Source organism: Streptomyces sp. NPDC001068 (assembly GCF_042897315.1).
Classification (GTDB): domain Bacteria; phylum Actinomycetota; class Actinomycetes; order Streptomycetales; family Streptomycetaceae; genus Streptomyces.
The window spans coordinates 75,891-97,401 of record NZ_JBIAYD010000012.1 but is presented as its reverse complement, the minus strand read 5'-3'; the positions used below and the strand labels follow the sequence as shown (position 1 = coordinate 97,401).

At 72.0% G+C, this 21,511-nt stretch carries 18 protein-coding genes, 1 tRNA gene and 1 pseudogene; 11 read left to right on the top strand and 9 right to left on the bottom strand.

The window, feature by feature from the left end:
* Window positions 1–39: 39 nt before the first annotated feature.
* A pseudogene (locus tag ACFY3I_RS31415) lies at window positions 40–213 on the top strand (site-specific integrase); the annotation flags it as partial.
* Window positions 214–284: 71 nt separating this feature from the next.
* On the opposite strand, the gene ACFY3I_RS31410 reads toward ACFY3I_RS31415, so the two are convergent.
* Window positions 285–357: transfer RNA gene (locus ACFY3I_RS31410), tRNA-Arg, on the bottom strand.
* A gap of 225 nt (window positions 358–582) precedes the next feature.
* On the bottom strand, window positions 583–1,965 hold the full coding sequence (locus ACFY3I_RS31405) for a M6 family metalloprotease domain-containing protein (protein ID WP_390864460.1): 1,383 nt from the start codon (window positions 1,963–1,965) through the stop codon (window positions 583–585).
* A 275-nt stretch (window positions 1,966–2,240) separates the two neighbouring features.
* Here ACFY3I_RS31405 and ACFY3I_RS31400 point away from each other — a divergent pair, with 275 nt between their 5' ends.
* The gene (locus ACFY3I_RS31400) at window positions 2,241–2,891 is read left to right on the top strand and encodes a TetR/AcrR family transcriptional regulator (RefSeq protein WP_365284729.1); all 651 of its coding nucleotides are present in this window, start codon (window positions 2,241–2,243) and stop codon (window positions 2,889–2,891) included.
* Window positions 2,892–3,237: 346 nt separating this feature from the next.
* Window positions 3,238–4,776 carry an MFS transporter gene (locus tag ACFY3I_RS31395; RefSeq protein ID WP_365284727.1) on the top strand — a complete coding sequence of 513 codons (1,539 nt, stop codon included), beginning with the start codon at window positions 3,238–3,240 and terminating at the stop codon, window positions 4,774–4,776.
* Window positions 4,777–4,854: 78 nt separating this feature from the next.
* Here ACFY3I_RS31395 and ACFY3I_RS31390 read toward each other — a convergent pair whose 3' ends face one another.
* On the bottom strand, window positions 4,855–5,370 hold the full coding sequence (locus ACFY3I_RS31390; RefSeq protein ID WP_365284725.1) for a MarR family transcriptional regulator: 516 nt from the start codon (window positions 5,368–5,370) through the stop codon (window positions 4,855–4,857).
* Between the two features lie 125 nt (window positions 5,371–5,495).
* On the opposite strand from ACFY3I_RS31390, the gene ACFY3I_RS31385 reads away from it, so the two are divergent.
* Entirely contained in the window at window positions 5,496–6,296 is an 801-nt protein-coding gene (locus ACFY3I_RS31385; protein WP_390864459.1) for a dioxygenase, read from the top strand.
* Between the two features lie 66 nt (window positions 6,297–6,362).
* Here the strand turns inward: ACFY3I_RS31385 and ACFY3I_RS31380 are convergent, their stop codons facing one another.
* Window positions 6,363–6,881 (bottom strand): GNAT family N-acetyltransferase, encoded by a 519-nt coding sequence (locus ACFY3I_RS31380; RefSeq protein ID WP_390864458.1) that lies wholly within the window; start codon window positions 6,879–6,881, stop codon window positions 6,363–6,365.
* Window positions 6,882–7,121: 240 nt separating this feature from the next.
* Between ACFY3I_RS31380 and ACFY3I_RS31375 the strand changes: the two genes are divergently transcribed.
* Both ACFY3I_RS31375 and ACFY3I_RS31370 read left to right on the top strand, forming a co-directional pair.
* On the top strand, window positions 7,122–8,123 hold the full coding sequence (locus ACFY3I_RS31375) for a sigma-70 family RNA polymerase sigma factor (RefSeq protein WP_365284719.1): 1,002 nt from the start codon (window positions 7,122–7,124) through the stop codon (window positions 8,121–8,123).
* Window positions 8,124–8,812: 689 nt separating this feature from the next.
* Window positions 8,813–9,421, top strand: coding sequence for a TetR/AcrR family transcriptional regulator (locus ACFY3I_RS31370; protein WP_390864671.1), 609 nt, complete (start codon window positions 8,813–8,815; stop codon window positions 9,419–9,421).
* 27 nt (window positions 9,422–9,448) lie between these two features.
* Here the strand turns inward: ACFY3I_RS31370 and ACFY3I_RS31365 are convergent, their stop codons facing one another.
* Window positions 9,449–10,417 carry a helix-turn-helix transcriptional regulator gene (locus ACFY3I_RS31365; protein WP_390864457.1) on the bottom strand — a complete coding sequence of 323 codons (969 nt, stop codon included), beginning with the start codon at window positions 10,415–10,417 and terminating at the stop codon, window positions 9,449–9,451.
* Window positions 10,418–10,479: 62 nt separating this feature from the next.
* Here ACFY3I_RS31365 and ACFY3I_RS31360 point away from each other — a divergent pair, with 62 nt between their 5' ends.
* The 5 genes from ACFY3I_RS31360 (at window position 10,480) to ACFY3I_RS31340 (ending at window position 16,884) form a co-directional block, all read left to right on the top strand.
* On the top strand, window positions 10,480–12,117 hold the full coding sequence (locus tag ACFY3I_RS31360; RefSeq protein WP_390864456.1) for an MFS transporter: 1,638 nt from the start codon (window positions 10,480–10,482) through the stop codon (window positions 12,115–12,117).
* Window positions 12,118–12,320: 203 nt separating this feature from the next.
* Entirely contained in the window at window positions 12,321–13,082 is a 762-nt protein-coding gene (locus ACFY3I_RS31355; protein ID WP_365284713.1) for a DeoR/GlpR family DNA-binding transcription regulator, read from the top strand.
* A 29-nt stretch (window positions 13,083–13,111) separates the two neighbouring features.
* Window positions 13,112–14,059, top strand: a complete 948-nt coding sequence (gene pfkB, locus ACFY3I_RS31350; RefSeq protein WP_390864670.1) for a 1-phosphofructokinase — start codon at window positions 13,112–13,114, stop codon at window positions 14,057–14,059.
* 253 nt (window positions 14,060–14,312) lie between these two features.
* On the top strand, window positions 14,313–16,523 hold the full coding sequence (locus ACFY3I_RS31345) for a fructose-specific PTS transporter subunit EIIC (RefSeq protein ID WP_390864455.1): 2,211 nt from the start codon (window positions 14,313–14,315) through the stop codon (window positions 16,521–16,523).
* 109 nt (window positions 16,524–16,632) lie between these two features.
* Complete coding sequence (locus tag ACFY3I_RS31340) at window positions 16,633–16,884, top strand: hypothetical protein (protein WP_390864454.1); 252 nt, start codon at window positions 16,633–16,635, stop codon at window positions 16,882–16,884.
* Window positions 16,885–16,909: 25 nt separating this feature from the next.
* Here the strand turns inward: ACFY3I_RS31340 and ACFY3I_RS31335 are convergent, their stop codons facing one another.
* The 4 genes from ACFY3I_RS31335 to ACFY3I_RS31320 all read right to left on the bottom strand — a co-directional run bounded on the left by ACFY3I_RS31335 (window position 16,910) and on the right by ACFY3I_RS31320 (window position 21,506).
* Window positions 16,910–17,656 (bottom strand): DUF6227 family protein, encoded by a 747-nt coding sequence (locus ACFY3I_RS31335; RefSeq protein ID WP_365284708.1) that lies wholly within the window; start codon window positions 17,654–17,656, stop codon window positions 16,910–16,912.
* A 157-nt stretch (window positions 17,657–17,813) separates the two neighbouring features.
* A complete protein-coding gene (locus tag ACFY3I_RS31330) occupies window positions 17,814–19,037 on the bottom strand; it encodes an Ig-like domain-containing protein (protein WP_390864453.1) in 1,224 nt (407 codons plus the stop codon).
* 165 nt (window positions 19,038–19,202) lie between these two features.
* Window positions 19,203–20,228 (bottom strand): P1 family peptidase, encoded by a 1,026-nt coding sequence (locus tag ACFY3I_RS31325; protein WP_390864451.1) that lies wholly within the window; start codon window positions 20,226–20,228, stop codon window positions 19,203–19,205.
* 39 nt (window positions 20,229–20,267) lie between these two features.
* Window positions 20,268–21,506, bottom strand: coding sequence for a low temperature requirement protein A (locus ACFY3I_RS31320; RefSeq protein WP_390864450.1), 1,239 nt, complete (start codon window positions 21,504–21,506; stop codon window positions 20,268–20,270).
* Window positions 21,507–21,511: the final 5 nt, after the last annotated feature.

Sequence of the window (21,511 nt, the reverse complement as noted above, 5' to 3'; positions counted from 1 at the left end):
GTCGACGTCGGTCGCCCTTGGTCAATGTTGAGCAACCTCGCGAACCTGCTCACGGCGGCCGGAGTCGCGCCCCGAGTCGTGATGGAGATCCTCGGGCACTCTCAGATCAGCGTCACCATGGACGTGTACACGCACGAGGTGCAGGACACCCAGCGCGAGGCCATGAGCCACATGGACCGGCTACTGCGAAAGCGGCGCCCTGGTCGCGGCTGACCGCGCCCATTGATGTCAAAAGTAGATGTCAAAGGCCCCGGACCATGATCGGTCCGGGGCCGTTGCCCATGTGCCCCCGGGCAGATTCGAACTGCCGACACCCGCTTTAGGAGAGCGGTGCTCTATCCCCTGAGCTACGAAGGCGGGGCGGACCCCACAGCGTGGCGGTGTCCGACCAAGGACAGGGTAGCGGATGCGCGTCGGCCGGGGTTGGCCGTAGGGGCGCCGGAAGTGCGGGTCGGTCGTGTTGCCGGGGCAGGTGAGGGGAGGCGTGGGTGAAGCGGGAGGTGGTGGTCAGGTCGCGATCGAGCGCGGGCCTTCGGTCCCCGTGGGCTTCGGCACCCGCCCCGCGGACCCCGGCCGGCCCGGTCAGCGCCGGGTCACCTGGACCCGGTAGTTGCCCTCCGGGTCCACCTCGCTCACCCGTACCTCGATGCCGTGCTTGGGGTCCTTGAAGCTCTCGCCGGGGCCGAACGGGGCGTCGGAGAGTTCCGCCTGGACGTTGGGGCTGCGGGTGCAGCCGCCGGTGTTGCCGTGGGCGTCGTACACCTTGATCGGTCCGCGGCCGGTGTCGATGTTCGCGTCGACCTTGTAGATGAGGACGCCGGGGCGGCAGACCTCCTCGTCGTTGCCGCCCTTGGTGCGGACCTCGAGGGCGTAGCCGGTGCGGGCGTCGATGGGGACGAAGACCAGTTTGTGGCCGCCGGCCCGGGCGAGCGGGGTCAGCGTGTAGTCGCTGCTGCCGTGGGCGGATGCGCAGCTGACCTGGTCGGCGTCGAGCCAGCCCAGCTTCCATTTGTGCCAGGCGAGGAGGTCGTTGTCGGCCCCCCAGTCCTCGCTCATGATGTCCCAGTGGCCGACCGCGCCGCCGCCTTCCTGGGTGTAGAGGTCGGGCAGGCCGAAGACGTGGCCGTTCTCGTGCGGGAGGACCCGGTAGCCGGTCTGCTGGTATGAGCCGGAGCCGTCGTCCTGCCGGGAGTAGACGAAGGAGGCGTTGGCGACCGGGACTCCGTCGGCGACGGGGGCGTCCGCGTTGCCGGCGAAGGTCACCGAGAGCACGGTGTCCAGGGCGGAGGGGCCGGCGTTCGGGGTGATCAGCACGTTCAGCAGGTCGTACGACCGGAAGTCCACCTCCGGGTCGGCGGCGGCCACGATGTCCTGGACCAGCTGCCGGTAGCCGGGGTCGAAGGGGGCGCCGCGCTCTATCCCGTAGTCCGCGAACGGCTTGGGCATCCGCAGCCAGTGGTCGACGGGGGCCGCGGGCTGGTAGTCGAGCTTGCCGTAGGAGGCGTTGCGGAACCAGTTCTGGGTCTGCGGGAAGAACTCGTGGTACCGGTCGAGCGCGCTGCCCTGGCCGGGCGCGTCGGAGAAGTCGACCATCAGGGTCAGGGCGTGCACGGTGCCGGTGGAACGGGAGTAGCCGCCCGGGGTGGGTATGCCCTCGGTCATCTGGATCTCGTGGGCGCCGCTGATCAGACAGGGGCCGTAGACGGAGGAGCGGGCCAGCGCGATCGGGCCGGCGCCGGCCGGTGTGGGGGCCGCCGTGAGGTGCCCGGAGCCCGCCGAGGTGCCGACCGCGAGGATCAGCACGGTCACGGCGGCGAGGGAGGCCGCACGGCGGTGGCGTATCGCGCGGCCCGGAGGGGTGCGCGGTGTGCCGTGGGTGCGGGGCGTGCGCGGGGTCCGCGGGTTGTGCGAGGCGCGGGAGGTGTCGCGGCGCGTGGGTATCGAACGGCGGGGCTGCGGCTGCATGCACGGACCTTTCGCGCCACGGCAGCCGCCGGTTTCCGACTGCACCCTTTCGATCACCCTGTGTCCCAGGGTCGGAGGGCGCGCGCTGGAGGAGCCGATCGTGGGAATTCCCCGGACGAGAGGTGTGATGCGGGTCACATGAAATGAGGAGGGGGTGTGGAAATAACCGGGGACCGGTTCCCCGTTTAGACCTGTGTCCGCGCGAAACGGGGAACGGATCCCCGGATCGCGGAAGTCCGGAGCAACACCCCGACCGACCAGACCAGGAGAGCGCCGTGCCGACCGCGACCGCCACCCCCGCCGTGCGCAAGGCGCCCCGGCCGCGCGCCGACGCCCTGCGCAACCGGGAGCGGATCGTCGGCGCCGCCCGCGAGATGTTCACCGAGTACGGCCCCGACGTGCCGCTCGACGAGATCGCCCGCCGGGCCGGGGTCGGCAACGCCACGGTGTACCGCAACTTCCCCGACCGTGACGCGCTCGTCCGCGAGGTCGTCTGCTCCGTCATGGACCGGACGTCGGAGGCGGCCGAGCTCGCGCTCGCGGAGACGGGGGACGCGTTCGGGGCGATGGAGCGGTTCGTGCACGCCTCCGCCGACGAGCGGGTCAGCGCGCTGTGCCCGATGGTCTCCAGCTCCTTCGACAAGAACCACCCCGACCTGGAAGCGGCGCGTCAACGGTGTGAGCAGCTCATCGCGCAGCTCATGGACCGCGCCAAGGCGGCCGGGCAGCTCCGTGCGGACGTGGGGGTCGGCGACGTGATGATCGCCGTGGCTCAGCTCAGCCGGCCTCCCTTCGGCACCGACTGTCTGGTCGGCGACCGCTTCGTCCACCGTCATCTGCAGCTGTTCCTGGACGGACTGCGGGCCCCGGCCCGCTCCGCCCTGCCGGGCACGGCCGTGACCATGGAGGACCTCCGCCAGGCCTGAACGACCGAGAGCGACCGCACCGTCCCACGGGGGCCGATCAGTTCCGGACCGAGCGCCGGTCCTTCATGAGGCGCGCCCCCGCTTCACACCGACCGCCTTCCGCGCTCCACCGATCCCTTTTTCCGTCCCGCGATCCGTTTTCCGTCCCGCGATCCGCTCAGCGGTCCATACCGAGATCAGCTCGGCGATCCGTTCCGCGATCCCTGTTCCGCCGCGCGTTCCGTCACGAACGGCGACCGCACGTAACGCAGCACCGACAACCGCACGTAACGCAGCACCGACAACCGCACGTAACGCAGCACTGATTTCCGTCACGCAATCACGAAGTCACGAAGTGGGTACCCCCATGTCTGAAACAGCCGCCAAGGCTCCCGGCGCACCGGCACCGTCCGGTGACGCCAACCGCTGGAAAGCGCTGGTGTTCATCGCGCTCGCCCAGCTGATGGTCGTCCTCGACGCCACCATCGTGAACATCGCACTGCCCTCGGCCCAGACCGACCTGGGCATCTCCGACGGCAACCGGCAGTGGGTCGTCACGGCCTACGCCCTCGCCTTCGGCGGTCTGCTCCTCTTCGGCGGCCGTATCGCCGACCTGTGGGGCCGCAAGCGGGCCTTCGTCATAGGCCTGACCGGCTTCGCCGCCGCCTCCGCGCTCGGCGGCGCGGCGACCAGCGGCGCGATGATGTTCGGCGCCCGTGCCCTCCAGGGCGTCTTCGGCGCCATGCTCGCCCCGGCCGCGCTCTCCCTGCTCGCCGTGATGTTCACGGACGCCAAGGAGCGCGCCAAGGCGTTCGGCATCTACGGCGCGATCGCCGGTGGTGGCGGCGCCGTCGGCTTCATCCTCGGCGGTGTGCTCACCGAGTACCTGGACTGGCGCTGGACGTTCTTCGTGAACATCCCGTTCGCCGTGGTCGCCGCGCTCGGCGCGTACTTCGTCATCCGGGAGCCGGAGGGCGGCCGCAACCGCAACCCGCTGGACATCCCCGGCGTGCTGCTGTCCACCCTGGGCCTGGTCTCCCTCGTCTACGGCTTCACCCGCGCCGAGTCCGACGGCTGGGGCGACGCCACCACCATCGGTCTGTTCGTCGCCTCCGTGGTGCTGCTGGTCGCCTTCGTGGTCACCGAGACCCGGGTCAAGGCGCCGCTGCTGCCGCTGCGCGTGGTCACCGACCGCAACCGCGGCGGTATCTACCTCTCCCTCGGCATCGCGGTCATCGCGATGTTCGGCACGTTCCTCTTCCTCACCTACTACCTCCAGGTCATCCAGGGCTTCTCGCCGATCAAGACCGGCTTCGCCTTCCTGCCGATGATCGCGGGCATGATGATCGGCTCCACCCAGATCGGCGCCCGCCTGATGACCCGGGTCCCGGCCCGGCTGCTGATGGGCCCCGGCTTCCTGGTCGCCTCGGTCGGCATGCTGCTGATGACCCAGCTGGAGATCGGCTCGTCGTACGCCTCGACGATCCTGCCCGCGATGCTGCTGCTCGGCCTCGGCATGGGTACGGCGTTCATGCCGGCCATGTCCCTGGCCACGCTCGGCGTCGAGCCCCGGGACGCCGGTGTCGCCTCCGCGATGGTCAACACCTCGCAGCAGGTGGGCGGCGCCATCGGTACGGCCCTGCTGAACACCATCGCCGCGTCCGCGACGACGGCGTACATCAAGGACCACATCGCCACCGCGACCTCCAAGTCGCAGCAGCAGCTGGTCCAGATGCAGGGTGCGGTGCACGGTTACACCAACGCGATCTGGTTCGCCGTCGGCATGCTGGTGCTGGCCGCGGTGATCGTGGTGACCCTCGTCAACGCCGGCACGCCGAGCGCCACCCCGGTGGCCTCCGGTGAGGGCGCCGAGGACGAGCTGCCGGTTCCGGTGGTCGCCCACTGAGCCGCTGAGCGGCCGCGTCCGGCCGCCCGGGTACCCGCACGCGGGCCTGTCCTGAGTTCCCCGGAGTCCTTCGACTCCTCAGCGGAGCCAGGGCAGGTCCGCGCCCGCTTCGTCGGGCTGCAGGCCCTCCGCGACGATCTGCATGATCTCGCCGAGGGCCTGCTGCTGTTCGGGGGTCAGCCGCTCGAACAGCGCCTGCCGTACGGCGGCCACGTGACCCGGAGCGGTGCGCCGCAGCACCTCGGACCCCTCGTCGGTCAGGACGGCGAACTGGCCCCGCTTGTCGTCGGGGCAGTCCTCCCGGCGGACCCAGCCGTTCTTCTCCAGGCGCGCGACGGCGTGCGAGAGCCTGGAGCGGGTGATCTTCGCCCCCATGGCCAGCTCGGTCATCCGCAGCCGCCGTCCGGGTGCCTCGTCGAGTCCGACCAGCAGGCCGTAGTAGATGTGCGGCATCCCCGCGTCCCGCTGGAGCTGACGGTCCAGGTGGTCCTCCAGCAGGGTCGTGGCGTGCAGGTACGAGCGCCACACGCGCTGTTCTTCGTCGCTGAGCCAGCGGGCCGTGGCGGTGGACGCGGACGTGGGTGCCGTATTCATGTATCCCACTGTAGAGGCCTCTCCTTGAAGGTTAAACAAGTAGGGCGTATGGTGTTCCACGGAAAGCTTGAGAGTTAAAACATGGGGGTCGTGGGTGGCCCCCGCCCGCGGAGGGAGCCGCCGTCATGACCGCCGTCGCAGCCGCCAACGGGGAGCGCATGCCCGCCCTCTACCTGAGCCACGGTGCGCCGCCGCTCGCCGACGACCCGGTCTGGCCCGGCGAACTGGCCGCCTGGAGCGCCGGCCTGCCCCGCCCCAGGGCGATCCTGATGGTCTCCGCCCACTGGGAGGAGGCGCCCCTCGCCCTCGGCGCCGTCCGGACCGTCCCCCTCGTCTACGACTTCTGGGGCTTCCCCGAGCACTACTACCAGGTCCAGTACGCGGCCCCGGGCGCCCCGGAGCTCGCCGAGTCCGTGCGCAAGCTGCTGCGCGCCCCCGGCACCCCCGTGCAGGACATCGCGGACCGCGGACTCGACCACGGCGCCTACGTGCCCCTGGTGGAGATGTTCCCGGCCGCGGACATACCTGTCCTGCAGATCTCGATGCCCACCCTCGACCCGGTCCGGCTGATGGAGATCGGCCGCCGGCTCGCCCCGCTGCGCGACGAGGGGGTGCTGATCGTCGGCTCGGGCTTCTTCACCCACAACCTGGCCGCCCTGCGCCACACCGGGGCGGGAGTGCCGTCCTGGTCCTCGGAGTTCGACGACTGGGGGCACCGGGCCCTGGAGAACCGCGACTGGGACGCCCTGCTGGACTTCCTGGACAAGGCGCCGGCCGGCCGTTACGCCCACCCGCGCACCGAGCACTTCGCCCCGCTCTTCGTCACCATGGGCGCGGCGGAGGCCGGCGGCGAGCTGGACGCGCAGAAGTCGGTGATCGACGGGTTCTGGATGGGGATGGCCAAGAGGTCGGTCCAGTTCGGCTGAAGCCGTGCCCGCGCCCGCACCGGTCAGAGGGGCGCTCGTACCGGTCAGAGCGGGCGCCCGTACCGGTCAGAGCGGGCGCTCGTACCAGGCCACGTCCCAGTAGCGGCCGAACTTGCGGCCCACCTCGCGGTACGTGCCGACGTACCGGAAACCGAGGCGCTCGTGCAGCCGGACCGAGGCCTCGTTCGGCTGGGCGACGCCCGCGTAGGCGCGGTGCAGGTCCTCGCCGGCGAGCGCCTCGAAGAGGGCCTCGTACAGGAGGGTGCCGATGCCGCGCCCGCCGGCGTCCGGAGCGACGTAGACGGTGGTCTCCACCGAGGTCCCGTAGGCGGGTTTCGCACGGTAGGGGCTCGATGTGGCGTACCCGAGAATCTCCTGTGAGTCCGCCGGCGTGGCAACCATCAGGCGGTACGGGCCGTCTTCCGGGTGGGAGAGCAGCCACGCACGACGCTCTTCCGGCGTGAAGGCCACCGTGTCGAATGTGATGGACGTCTCACGTACGTAGTGGTTGTAGAGGGCGGTGAGGGCTTCGAGGTCCCCCTCGACTCCTGGTCTGACCTGCACCTCTGTACGTTCCGACGACATCGTGTCCCCTCGGCAGGCCGCACAGGGTACTGCATGATCAGAAAAATCGGGGGGCGGCATGGGAATTCTGTCCGGATTGCAGTCGTTGTTTCCTTCGGATGCCGGGCACACGACCAGGACACCGGGAGTTCCGCAAGAGGGCTCCGCGGTACGGCCGGCCGAGACCTGAGCATCCACCGGAAGGCCGAGAAGAACCGGACAGGACCACCCCGCCCGCCCACCATCGCAAGGGAGCACCGCATGGCAACCCGTGCCGTCGCCCGTCGTCAGTCCGCCACCGGCGAGACGGCCGACTCGGCAAGCAGTGTTCGCCGCGTTCATGGCGGCGAGATCGCCGACCGCGACCTGGTCGGCATGTATCTCGACGAGATCGCGCGCACACCGCTCCTCGACGCCGCCAAGGAAGTAGAGCTGTCCCAGACCATCGAGGCGGGTGTGTTCGCGCGGCAGGTCCTCGACGGCGAGGAGGAGTCCGGGTCGGACGCCACCCGCGAGGAGCTGGAGGCGCTGATCGCCGCCGGCGAGCGGGCCAAGGACGTCTTCATCCGCTCCAACCTCCGCCTGGTCGTGGCCGTCGCCCGACGCTACCCGCGCAGTGGCCTGCCCCTGCTGGACCTGGTCCAGGAGGGCAACGCCGGCCTGGTGCGTGCCGTCGAGAAGTTCGACTACCGCAAGGGCTTCAAGTTCTCGACGTACGCCACCTGGTGGATCCGGCAGGCGATCACCCGTTCCATCGCCGACCAGTCGCGGACCATCCGGCTCCCCGTCCACCTGGTGGAGGAGCTGGGCCGGATCCGCCGTGTCCAGCGGGAGTTCAACCGGGAGCACGGCCGCGACCCGGAGCCCGCCGAGATCGCCGCCGAACTCGGCTCCAACGCGGAGCGCGTCATCGACGTCCTCGACTGGGCCCGTGACCCGGTGTCCCTGAACATGTCGGTGGACGACGAGGGCGAGACCCAGTTCGGCGACCTGCTGGAGGACACGTCCGCGGTCAGCCCCGAGCAGTCCGTGATGACCCTGCTGCGCAGTGAGGAACTGGACGACCTGATCGGCCGCCTGGACCAGCGCACGGCCTCGATCATAAAGATGCGGTACGGCATCGAGGACGGCCGCGAGCGCACGCTGACCGAGGTCGGCAAGGAGCACGGGCTGACCCGTGAGCGCATCCGCCAGATCGAGAAGCACGCGCTGCTGGAGCTGAAGAAGCTGGCCCGCAGCACGGGGTTCGAACCGGCGGCGTGAGTGGGGGAGCCGGGGTCCGCGCCCAGGCCGAGGGCGCACGTCGAACCGCTCACGCGGAGCGCGTGCGCCGGGTGGCGGAGGACGGCGCGAACATGGCGCGGTCCCGCCGCTTCAAGGCCCCTCGTGTAGGGAACAACCTTTCCGGGCCCGGGAGTTGAGGGTCCCGGCCCGGGGGTGAGGCTCCTGAAGGCGAAGTACGGCGAAGTGCGGCGAACTGCGGCCGCGAAGTACCGCGACGAAGTAGGGCGACGATGCGTCACAACGGCGTGCCACATCGGCGTGTTCAACCGGCCGTATGTCGAAGACGCCCGGCGAAGACCTGTGACGAACCCTCGATGAGCCCCCGATAAGCCCTGTCCCGACGTGCCATCCCCCCGGCGCCGGGACATCCGCAGGGCCGGGCTCCGGCGCCCCACCCCCCCCCGGGTGCCGGAGCCCGGCTCCCTTTTCCGGTGTCCGGCCGCCGTCCCCCGCGGCGCCCGGTCCGCGTTTGCCGGGCCGGCGGCCTCCCCGTCATGCTGGAGCGGTGGTCCACCCCGTACCTGAACCACGGGGTGAACCACCGGATGGCAGATTCTGCCACAGCGGCATAGCCTGCCGAGGTGAGCACCCCGAGCACCACCGGCAACACCCCTCGGCATGACCCGCCCGGCGCCTCCCTGACCGAACGGCGCAAGGCGGAGACCCGGATGGAGATCGCCCGGGCGGCCGCCGGGCTCTTCGTGCGGCAGGGCCTGCGCGCCACCCGCGCCGAGGACATCGCGCACGCCGCCGGCATCGCACCTCGCACGTTCTACCGCTACTTCGCCACGAAGGAGGAGGCGGTCGCCCCGCTCTACGCGGCCGGCGCGCAGCGCTGGGCGGAGGCCGTGCGGTCGGCCCCGGCGGCGCTCTCGGTCCCCGAGGCGCTCGAACACGCCGTCCACCGCACCCTGACCCCCGGTGTGGGCGTCTCCGCGGCGTCCTGGGAGTGGGTGCGCACGCTGATCCACCTGGCCGACACCAGTCCGGCCCTGCGCAAGGTGTGGGCGGAGGTCTGCCGTTCCTCCGAGGACCTCCTCGTGACGATCATGGCGGAACGCATCGCACGGGGCCGCGCGCCGGACACCGCGACCGACAACGTTGCCCACACCCCGCACCTGCGTTTCGCCGCGGCGGTGGCCGGCGCGGCGGTCCGGGTGGCGGTGGAGTCCTGGGCGGCGGGCACGGCTTCCGCCTCGGACCCGGAGGGGCCGGCGGGGCTCGCGCTGCGGAACCTGGCGGATCTGCGCGGGTTCGCCTGGGGGGAACGGCCGTAGCGGGTACGGGCCGCCTCGTCCGGCCGGTCAGGCGCCGCCACTCGCCCGCAGCAGCCGTCCGCCCAAGTCCCGCGCGCACTCGACGAGTTCCCGGGGCTCCCGCACCACGAACTCGCCCCCCGTCATCACCAGCCGCACCGCCAGCCACTCCATCGGATCACCGGTGGCCCCCCGCACCACACACCAGCCGTCCCCGTCGTCCACGGGTGTTCCGAGCCACCCCGGCACCCGTGCCGCCACGTCCGCAGCCGCCCCGGGGAACGCGATCACGAACTCGTACGTCTCCTGGCGCCGTTGGATCGAACGGCGCAGGAACTCCGCCGCGTTCCCCGTCGGCAGCTCCCGCGGGGCGAACCGGACCCCCGTCGCGAACGGCTCGCTCACCCGGTCGACGCGGAAGGTCCGCCAGTCGTCGCGATCGATGTCGTATGCGACGAGGTACCACCGGCGGCCCGTGGACACCAGACGGTACGGCTCGGTCAGCCGGCGTGTCCCGCTGCCGTCCGCGGCCCGGTAGGCGAACCTCAACCGCTCCCGCCCCGCCACCGCCGACGCCATCACGGTCAGTGTCTCCGGCGCGATGCTTGCCCCGTCCCCGCTGGTGAGCGGGGTGGTCGCGGCCTGCAGCGTGGTCACCCGGTGCCGCAGCCGGGCCGGCAGGACCTGCTCCAGCTTCGCCAGTGCCCGTACCGAGGCCTCGTCCACCCCCTCCAGGGCGTGTCCCGCGCCGGCCCGCAGTCCGACCGCGATGGCCACCGTCTCCTCGTCGTCGAGGAGCAGCGGCGGCATCGCCTTCCCGGCGACCAGCCGGTACCCGCCGTCGGCCCCTTTGCTGGCCTCCACGGGATAGCCCAGTTCGCGGAGCCGGTCGATGTCCCGGCGCACGGTGCGCCGGGACACCCCGAGCCGGTCGGCCAGTTCACCGCCGGGCCACTCGCGGGGCGTCTGGAGCAGGGACAGCAGTTGGAGCAGTCGAGCCGGGGTGTCCGTCGTCATGCGTCCGAGGATGCCGCAGAAGTAGGACGTGATCTGTCCTAATGGGCTCCTAGATTGAGGTCATGACTTCCACCGACGTCGACGACGACACCCTGAAGGGGCGCGGGGAACTGCGCGACCAGCCACCGCGGACCGGCACGGACCGCACCACACCGACCCCGACCGCGCCGCAGGCGTCGGCCGGCCCCGGCGCACCGCACCGCTGGCTCGCCCTGGCCATCGTCATGACCGCCGCCTTCATGGACCTGGTCGACGTCACGATCGTCAACATCGCCATCCCGTCCATCCAGCGGACCGCCCACGCCTCCTTCAGCCAGATCCAGTGGATAACCGCCGGCTACGCCCTCGCCTTCGCGGCCGGCCTGATCACCGGCGGCCGCCTCGGCGACATTCACGGCCGTAAACGAGTCTTCCTCGTCGGGGTCGCCGGCTTCACCCTCGCCTCCGCCCTGTGCGGCTTCGCCGCCAACCCGGAGATGCTGGTCGCCGCCCGCGTCCTGCAGGGCGGCATGGCCGCGCTGATGGTCCCGCAGGTCCTGTCGATCGTGCACGCCACCTTCCCGGCGCACGAGCGTGGCAAGGTGTTCGGGCTGTTCGGCGCGATCGTCGGCCTGGGCGCGGTCTCCGGCCCGCTGCTCGGCGCCCTGCTGACGGAATGGAACGTCCTCGGCCTCGAATGGCGCCCGATCTTCCTCATCAACCTCCCGGTCGGGATCGCGGCCCTCCTCCTCGGTCGCCGTTACATCAGCGAATCCAAGGCCCCGCACGCCCTGAGACTCGACCTGGTCGGTGTCGCCCTGGTCACCCTCGGCCTGCTGATGCTGCTCTACCCGCTGACCCGCGGCCGCGAGCTGGGCTGGCCGCTGTGGGGGTACGCGTCGATGGCGGGCGCGCTCGTCGTCTTCGGCGCGCTGGTGGTGTACGAACGCCGCAAGGCCGCCCGGGACGGTTCCCCGCTCATCGAACCGTCCCTCTTCAAGGTGAAGAGCTTCGCCGCGGGCATCGCCGTGCAGACCGTCTTCGGCGTGGCGCTCGGCATCTTCTTCCTGGTCTGGACGCTCTACATGCAGGTCGGCCTCGGCTGGAGCCCGCTGCACGCGGGTCTGACCGGGGTGCCCTTCTCGATCGCCGTCTCCGTCGCGGCCGGTCTGTCCGTGCAGAAACTGGTACCGCGCTTCGGCCGCAAGGTGCTCCAGGCGGGCGCGCTGGTGATGGGGCTCGGCGTGCTGCTCTACATCTGGGAGTCCGATCGCTACGGCCTGGCCGTCGCCTCCTGGCAGATGGCCCTGCCGCTGGTCGTGATGGGTGTGGGCATGGGCCTGATCGTGGCGCCGCTGACCGACGCGGTGCTGTCGGAGGTGCCGCGCGAGCACGCCGGATCCGCCTCCGGCCTGATCAACACGGTGCAGCAGATGGGCAACGCGCTCGGCCTCGGCCTGGTCTCGGTCGTCTTCTTCGGCGTCGTCGACGACCGTCTGACCTCGGGCCGCCCGACCTCGGGCGGGGTGGGTCCGGACCGGGTGGGCGCGGCCTTCGCGCACGGCTTCCAGCACGCGCTGCTCTGGGTGGCGGGCGTCATGGCCGTGATGTTCCTGCTGATGTACGCGCTGCCGAAGCGCCCGGCTCAGCACCTGGAGGGCGGGGAGGCATCGGAGCCGCTCCCGGCGCAGCCGGAGGGCGAGCCCGCGCTCGTCCGCTGAGCGCGCCCCGGTGAAGGGCCCGGCATCTCCTGGTGCCGGGCCCTTCCGCATGCACGGGGAAGTCCGACCATGTCCGATTGAAGCCCGAACCTGTTTACTTTCCGGAAATCCGGGCGTAGCCTCCCTGCGAAACCACACGTTCGGGCATGCATCGGAAGCGGTCGGGCATCAGTCGGACGTACAGTCGAGTGGAGGCGCAGGGCATGTACGCACCGGAGCGGCAGCAGGAGATCCTCCGGCTCGCCCGGGACGGCGGGCGGGTCGACGTCGTGTCGCTCGCCGAGGAGTTCCAGGTCACCGCGGAGACGATCCGCCGCGACCTGAAGGCCCTGGACCGCGCCGGCCTGCTCCGCCGGGTGCACGGCGGAGCCATCCCGGCCGGCCGCCTGGACTTCGAGCCGGACCTCGCCGAACGCGAGTCCACCTCGGCCGACGAGAAGGACCGCATCGCCAAGGCCGCCGTCTCGGAACTGCCGACCGAGGGCACCCTGATCCTCGACGCCGGCACGACCGTCGCGCGCCTGGCCGGGGCCATCCCGCTGGAGGCCTCCCTCACCGTCGTCACACACAGTCTTCCGATCGCGGCCCGCCTCGCCGACCACCCGGGCATCCAGCTCCACCTGGTCGGCGGGCGGGTACGGCACCGTACGCGCGCCGCCGTGGACGCCTGGGCGCTGCGCGCGTACGGCGAGATCCGCGCCGACGTCCTCTTCGTCGCCGCCAACGGCTTCTCCGCCGGCCAGGGCCTCACCACCCCCGACCTCGCCGAGGCCGCGGTCAAGCGGGCGGCCGTCGCGGCGGCCCGCCGGGTGGTCCTGCTCGCCGACTCCGCCAAACACGGCCAGGAACACTTCGCCCGCTTCGGCGACATGGGCGACGTGGACCTGCTGATCACCGACAGCGGGCTGAGCCCCGAGGACGCCGCCGCCATCGAGCGCGGCGGCACGGAAGTAGTACGAGCATGAGCACCACGGACAGCACGGACGGTACGGCGATGATCCTCACCGTCACGCCCAACCCCTCCCTGGACCGCACCTACGAGGTGCCCGCGCTGGAGCGCGGCGAGGTCAACCGCGCCGGCGGCGACCGCATGGACCCCGGCGGCAAGGGCGTCAACGTCTCCCGCGCCGTCGCGGCGGCCGGCCGGCGCACGGTCGCCGTGCTGCCCCTGGGCGGCGCGCCCGGCGCGCTCGTCGCCGACCTGCTCGACGCACAGGGCATCGAGGTGGCGCCGGTCCCGGTCGCCGGAGCGACCCGTTCGAACATCGCGCTCGCGGAGCCCGACGGGGTCCTCACCAAGATCAACGCGCCGGGTCCCGAGCTCTCCGCGCAGGAGCAGGAGCTGCTTCTGGACACGGTCCGCGAGCAGTCGCGCGACGCGGACTGGATCGCCTGCTGCGGCAGCCTGCCGCGCGGGCTCGCACCCTCCTGGTACGCCGACGTCGTCGCGCGGGCGCACGCCGGAGGCGCGCGGATCGCGCTGGACACGTCGGGGCGGGCGCTCCTCGAAGCGCTGCGCGAGTGCCCGGACGTGGTGAAGCCGAACGCCGAGGAGCTGGCGGAGGCCGTCGGGCGCCCGCTGGCGACGGTCGGCGACGCGCTGAAGGCGGCCGAGGAACTGCGCGCCATGGGCGCACGGGCCGTCCTCGCGAGCCTGGGCGCCGACGGCCAGCTGCTGGTGGAGCGCGACGGCGCCTGGTTCGCGAGCGCCCGCGTGGACACCGTCCGCAGCAACGTCGGCGCCGGCGACTCCTCCCTCGCCGGATTCCTCATCGCCGGCGGCAGCGGTCCCGCGGCACTCGCCTCGGCCGTCGCCCACGGCGCGGCCGCCGTCCAGCTGCCCGGCAGCGTGATGCCGACCCCCGCCGACCTCGACCTCACGGCGGTGGCCGTCACCGACCGCGTCCCCGTAGACCGCGAACTGACGGAGCCGGTGTCATGAACGCCCGTACGAACCCGCACGCGGCCGCGCTCCTCCCCGGCGCCGTCCGCCGACAACCCTCCCAGGAGCGGCGGGGCCCTTCCTCGTTACTCGCCGCGCCGACGGGCCGACGGGGCACCCTGAGCCGCCCCGGCGTCCCCGGGAGGCGGGGCTTCCCCGGTCCCGCCTCCCACCACCCCGCCCCCCACGGCACCCCCGTCCCCGAAACCGCCCTCCCCACACCCCGGGCGATACGCGTGCATAGGAGCCCGCGATGAGTGACATGATCACCGCGGACCTGGTCGACCTCGACCTGTCCGCCGATACCAAGGAAGCGGCGGCGCGCGCCCTCGCCCAGCGCATGGTGGCCCTGGGCCGGGTGACCGACCTGGAGGGCTTCCTCGCCGACGTCGCCGCCCGCGAGGCCCAGATGCCGACCGGCCTGGACGGCGGCATCGGCATCCCGCACTGCCGCAGCGCGCACGTCACCGAGCCGACGCTCGCCTTCGGGCGCAGCCCGGCCGGCATCGACTTCGGCGCGGCCGACGGCCCGGCCGACCTCGTCTTCCTGATCGCGGCCCCGGCCGGCGCCGACGACGCCCACCTCACGATCCTCTCCGCACTGGCCCGCCGGCTGATGAACAGCGAGTTCACGGACGCGCTCCGGTCGACCGACGACGCGGCGACGGCGGCGGCGCTGATCCGCGGGGACCAGACTCCTGCGGCGAGCCCGGCGACGGCCCCGGCGACGACCGCGGCGTCGAAGACCGTCGAGGGCGCGGGTGCCGGTGCCGCGGATGGCGGCGCGGGACCGGCGGGTGCCGCGGGCGCCGCCGGGAACGCCGCGGGCGACTCCCAGAGCACCGCCGCGACGCCGGCGGCGGCCTCCGCCGGCGCCGCGGCGGCCCCCACGGCGCGGACCCCCGCCCGGGAATCCGGCGCGGAGCCCGGCGGGGACTCCGGCGCGGGTACGACGGCCGGGCGTCCCTTCCGGATCGTCGCCGTCACCTCCTGCCCCACCGGCATCGCCCACACCTACATGGCGGCCGAGGCCCTGGAGAACGCGGGCCGCGAGGCGGGCGTCGAACTCGTCGTCGAGACGCAGGGCTCGGCCGGTTTCACCCGGCTCGACCCCCAGGTGGTCGCGGCGGCGGACGGCGTGATCTTCGCGCACGACGTGCCGGTGCGGGACAAGGACCGCTTCGCCGGCAAGCCGACCGTCGACGTCGGCGTGAAGGCGGGCATCAACCGCCCCGCCGAACTGATCGGCGAGGTCCGCGAGCGGGCCGCCCGCGGCGAGGTGACCTCCGGCTCCGCGCCGTCCACACCGGTCGAACGGGCCGGCGAGGCGGGCGAGGGCTACGGCACCAAGCTGCGCAAGTGGCTGATGTCCGGCGTGAGCTACATGGTCCCGTTCGTCGCGGCCGGCGGTCTGCTGCTCGCCATCGGCTTCGCGATCGGCGGCTGGCAGGTCAACAAGGCGCCGTCGGTCATGGACCACTTCATGTGGACGCAGGCCGACAGCTGGGGCGCGCTGTTCTTCCAGATCGGCGGCGTGGCCTTCAAGTTCCTCGTCCCGGTGCTGGCCGGCTACATCGCGTACGGCATGGCCGACCGCCCCGGTCTGGTCCCCGGCTTCGTCGGCGGCGCGATCGCCCTCGACATCAACGCGGGATTCCTCGGCGGCCTGGTGGCCGGCCTCATCGCCGGTGCCGTGGTCATGGGCATCCAGAAGGTCAGGATCCCGGCGCCCGTGCGCGGCATCATGCCGGTGGTGGTGATCCCGCTGATCTCCTCGGCGGTCGTCGGATTCCTGATGCTCGTCGTCATCGGCAAACCGATCGCCTCCGCCCAGAAGGGCCTGACGGACTGGCTGAACGGCCTCACCGGCACCAACGCCGTCCTGCTCGGCGCCCTGCTCGGCCTGATGATGTGCTTCGACCTCGGCGGCCCGGTCAACAAGGTCGCGTACACCTTCGCCACCGCCGGTATCGCCGTCTCGAACCCCAGCGACTCCGCGATGAAGATCATGGCCGCGGTCATGGCGGCCGGCATGGTGCCGCCGCTGGCGATGGCCCTGGCCACCACCGTGCGCGGCAGGCTCTTCACCGCGACCGAACGAGAGAACGGCAAGGCCGCCTGGGTGCTGGGCGCCTCCTTCATCTCCGAGGGCGCGATCCCGTTCGCGGCCGCCGACCCGCTGCGCGTCATCCCGTCCTCGATGATCGGCGGCGCGATCACCGGCGCCCTGTCGATGGCCTTCGGGGCCACTCTGCGCGCTCCGCACGGCGGCATCTTCGTGGTCCCGCTGATCGGCAACCCGTTCCTCTACCTGATCGCCATCGCCGCCGGTGTCTGTGTCACCACGGCCCTGGTCGTGCTCCTGAAGAGCCTGCGCAAGCCGGCTCCGCAGGCTTCGGCGGACGGCTCCACGGCCGCTCCGGAGGCCGCCGCGAGCGGGACCAAGGAGCCCGTCGCGGCCTGACCGCTCACGTCCTTATGTCCCTTTGATGTGCTGTGAGTTGTTCGCGGCACCTGCGAGATACGTCACGGTCCGGGGCCAAAGCCCCGGACCGTGGTGTGTACTGGGACGCATGTCCGAGCACCTCGCGCCCCTCCAGCTGATCGGAGTGACCGCCCTCGCCCTGGCGACCGTCGCCTGGGTGGTGGTCATGACGCGCGTACTGCGTCACGTCCGCCCGGGGGCCACCGCCTGGCCCGCGTTCCGCGTCCTCCCCGGAGGACACCGCCGGTTCCAGGTCGGGCCGCCACGGGAGGCCGTGGAACTCACCCCGGCCGAACAGGACGCCTTCGCCGGCCTGGTACGCCGACTCGGCGGCCGCTGACCCGCGGCGGGCCACCGCGCCCGGCTCAGGGCCTCGGCGCCGCCCGCCGGTCCATGGCCTGCCGGGCCGCGAGTTCCGACGAGTACACCTCGCACATGTGCCGGCCGTCCGGTGTCGCCGTGTGCTCGACCTCCCACAGGGACAGCTCCCGGCCGTCGCCCAGCAGGAACGCGTGCTCGTAGAGCGAGAAGCTCAGGCCGCCCCGGGCCGCCCGCCCCGGCCGCCCGAACGCCTGGGTGATCTGGTGCGCGAACGCCGTCTCCAGCAGGTGCGCCGTCTGCGGGTCCGGGCGGTCGGGGTTCTCCGCACGGCGCAGCAGCCGGCGCGCGTGGTCCGCGGAGTCGTCCGGCACGTACACGTGCCGGGGTTCGGGGGTGGCTGCAAGCGTCGTCAGCACCGGCAGCTCGAAGTCCGGGGTGTCCGGAGGCAGCGGCAGCCTGGCCGTCGCGGCCCGCAGCTCCTCCTCGTCCACGTAGACCTCGGCCTGCGGGTCGCTGCCCGGCGCGGTGTTGTGCACGAGCTCCCACAGGGTGACCGCCGAGCCGTCGGCGAGGAGCCAGGTGTGCCGGTACGTCTCGCGGTGCAGCCCCGCGCTGTGGTGCGCGGAGTGCAGCGAACTGTCGTGCGCCAGCGCGCAGTCCAGCTGCCTGATGGCCTCGTCGGGCAGCTCGAAGGAGTTCAGGGCACGACCGAGGAGTCGCGCGAGATGCTCCTCCGGAGACTCGGGCGACTCGGCTGGTTCGTACGCTGCCGTCTCGTACGGAACGCTCAAGGTTTCTCCCGGCGTTGCTGCATGTCACCTTGTGGGTGCATACCGTAGCCCCTCGATCGGACATCATGTCCGGGAACCGAGAAAACGTACGCCGGGAAAACACGCGGGCCGCGCGAAAAGTTCCCGCGCGGCCCGGCGATCCGTCAAAACCGGCCGGTCAGACCGCGCTTCCCGCGGTCCACTCGTTCCACGACAGATTCCACCCGTTGAGCCCGTTGTCCGGCTGCACGGTCTTGTCGGGGGAGTTCTTCACGATCACGACGTCCCCGATGAGGGAGTTGTCGTAGAACCACTTGGCCGTCGTGTCGCCCTGTGCGCCCTTCACGTCCGCGAGTCCCACGCAGCCGTGGCTGGTGCCCTCGCGGCCGAACGGCGGGTTGCTCTGGCTGTACCAGTAGTTGCCGTGGATGAACGTCCCCGACTGGGTCAGCCGCATCGCGTGCGGCACGTCCGGGATGTCGTACTCCCCGCCGAGGCCGACCGTCTGGCTGTTCATGCGGGTCTGGGTGAACTTCTCGGAGATCACCATCTGCCCGTTGTACGTCGTGTGCTGCGGGCTGCCCGTCGACACCGGCACCGACTTGAGCGTCGCGCCGTCCCGGACCACCGTCATGGTCTGCGTGTTCACGTCGACCGTGGAGACCTGCGAACGCCCGACGGTGAAGGTCACCGTCTTCTTCTGCACCCCGTAGACGCCGTTCGCGCCCTCGACCCCGTCCAGGTCGATCTTCATGGTGACCTTGGAGCCGGCCTTCCAGTAGTCCTGCGGCCGGAAGTCCAGCCGCTGCGCCCCGAACCAGTGCCCCACCACCTGCTGGCCGCTGCTGGAGGTGACCGTGATGTGCGACTGCACGGTCTTCTTGTCGCTGATCGCCTTGTCGAAGGTGAACGACACCGGCATCCCCACGCCGACCGTCGTCCCGTTGTCCGGCGTGTACGTGCCGATGTAGCTGTCCGCCGAGTCCACGGTGGTGAAGATGGAGTTGGCCGCCGCCGTGAGCCCCCTGGAGTCCTTGGCGGTCGCCGATATCTCGTACTTGGTGCCGCGCTCCAGCTGTTCCTTCGGCTGCCAGGTGCTGCCGTCGGCCGAGAGGGTGCCGTCCACGGCCTGCCCCGACCCCGCCACGGTCATCTTCACGGCCGTCAGCCTGCCGTCGGCGACCCGCACGCCCGTCGAGTTGATGGACGCGCCGGTCGAACCGTCCTTCGCCGAGATCGCGATCTTCGCGGTCGACGTCCTGACGGCGCTGTCCTGCCCGCCCTTGGCGTCGTTGGTCTTGGCGTTGGCGTCACCGCCGCAGCCGGTCAGGGTGAGGGCGCCGACCATCAGGGCGGCACAGGCCCCCAGTGCTCGCCGCGCTGCAATGTCCGGCCTTGTCACGAGCTGCTCCAGGTTCTTGTGATGTGCGTGATCCGCTCCAGTGCGTGGAGAAAGAGGGCCCGGACGCGTCTTCAGTTCCCCCGGGTGGCCGTGAACGCCTTCGCGTGACAGAACCGGGACATTCGGCGAGGGAGCGCGACAGTCCGGTGCGCCCCCCGGCCGCTGTCACCGCACCCCGTACAACTCCTGGTAGGACGGCCACACTCCGCCCGGTCCCGCCACCGACTCGGCAGCCCGCACGGCGCGCACGACGGCGCGCGTCACCAGGTCCGCGCCGGCCGCGAGGACGTCGTTGAACGCGAGCGGGTTCGCGTCGAGCGGGCGGTCGCCCGTCGCCAGCGCGAACACCGTGTCCCCGTCGTGCAGCAGGTGCACCGGCCGGACCGCGCGCGCGATTCCGTCGTGGGCCGTCCCGGCCAGCTTCTGCGCCTGCGCCTTGGACAGGTCGGCGTCGGTCGCCACCACCGCGAGGGTGGTGTTGAGCGGCGGCGCCCCGTTGCCGGCGGCGGCCTCGGCGAGCCGGCCGCGCGCGGCCTCGTGCACCCGCGCCTCGGGGTACGCCACGCGCCCCTGGAACAACTCCCCGTACAACACGCCCGTCCGCGGATCCAGCACCGAGCCCGCGGCGTTCGCGACCACCAGCGCGGCCACCGTGATCCCGGACTCCAGGACCGCGCTCGCGCTGCCCACCCCGCCCTTCAGAGCACCGGCCACGGCGCCCGTACCTGCCCCCACGCACCCCTGCGCCACCGGAGCCCCGGGCGCGCTCGCCGCGGCCGCCTCGACCGCCGCCCGCCCGGTGGCCGCGTCCGGACGGGCCCGGAAGTCCCCGCCCCGCCCGAGGTCGAAGACGCAGGCGGCCGGGACCACCGGTACGACGTGGGCGGGATCCGCCCCCACCCGCACCCCGCGCCCCCGTTCCTCCAGCCAGGCCATCACCCCGGACGCCGCGTCGAGCCCGTAGGCGCTGCCGCCGGTGAGCACGATCGCCTCCACCCGCTGCACCAGGTTGCGCGGGTCCAGCGCGTCCGTCTCCTTGGTACCCGGCCCGCCGCCGCGCACGTCCACCGCGGCGACCGCGCCGCCCTCGGGCGCGAGCACCACCGTGGTGCCGGTGAGCCAGCCGTCGCCCCTGCGGGACGCGTGTCCCACCCGCAGCCCGGCCACGTCCGTCAATGCGTCAACTGTCATGACGGTCAGTCTGGCCCAGACGACCGGGCCTCCCGAGGGTCAGGAGACGCCCGCGGCCGCCGGCGCGGGACGCTCGCGACCGGCCGTGCGCGCCGTCAGGGTGGTCCCGGTCGCGACCGCCGCCGCGGACACCGCGCCCGCCGCCGGCACCGCCCAGTCACCCAGGAAGGTGCAGCAGAGCACCAGCAGCGCCGTCACCGGCAGCACCAGCTGCTGGGCGAGACCGACCTTGAAGTGCCGCGCGTGCAGCGCCCACACGGTCACCAGGTACAGCGCCGTCGGCAGGGTCACGGCCGCCGAGGCGGCGAACGTCGAGATGTGCGCCCCGCCGACCGCCTGCTCGACGGCCACCTCCAGGCCCGCGCCGATCGAGGCCGCCGCCGCGAAGATCAGGTAGTGCCCGTAACCCCACAGGAACGACTGCCTGTTGGAGCGCAGATGGCCGTGGATGGGCACCACGAAGTAGATCCACCACGCGGAGAAGACGATCAGCAGCCCGCCCGCGGCGATGGGCAGCAGCTCGCCGAGCGCGTCGTGCTCGCCCAGGGCCGACTTCACCGCGACGGTCGCCGCCGAGACCGTCTCCCCGAGCACGATGATCGTGAACAGTCCGAAGCGTTCGGCGATGTGGTGCGGATGCCACGAGGTGGGATGGTCCTTCTCCGCGTACAGCGGCACACACATCTCGACGACCACCATCGCCACGTACACCCACAGCCGCGCGGCCTCCGGCAGCAGCACCAGGCCCGCCCAGCCGAACTGGCACAGCAGCACACCGCCGGCGTAGCGCAGCGCCATGGTCCGCTCCGGGCCCTCGGCCGACCGCGCGGCTCTCAGCCACTGCGCGACCATCGCCAGCCGCATGATGACGTAGCCGAGCCAGACCGCCATGTAGTCGTGTTCCGCGAACCCCTGCGAGACGCCGGCCGCCAGCACCAGCACACCGGCGATCTGGATCAGGGTGACGACCCGGTAGAGCGCGTCGTCGTTGTCGTACGCCGAGGAGAACCAGGTGAAGTTCATCCAGGCCCACCAGATGGCGAAGAACAGCAGCGCGTAGTTCAGCACGCCCTCGCCGGGGCGGCCCTCCGCGACGGCGTGCACCAGCTCCCCGCCCGCCTGCGCGATGGCGACCACGAAACACAGGTCGAAGAAGAGCTCCAGTGGGGAGGCGACCCGGTGGGGCTCCTCGCGTCCGCGCGCGGTGAGCCGGCGCAGCGGCCTGAGGTGCTGGGGCGCGCCCTGAGGGGCGGGCGCGGGAGCGGAACTCGACGTCATGCGTC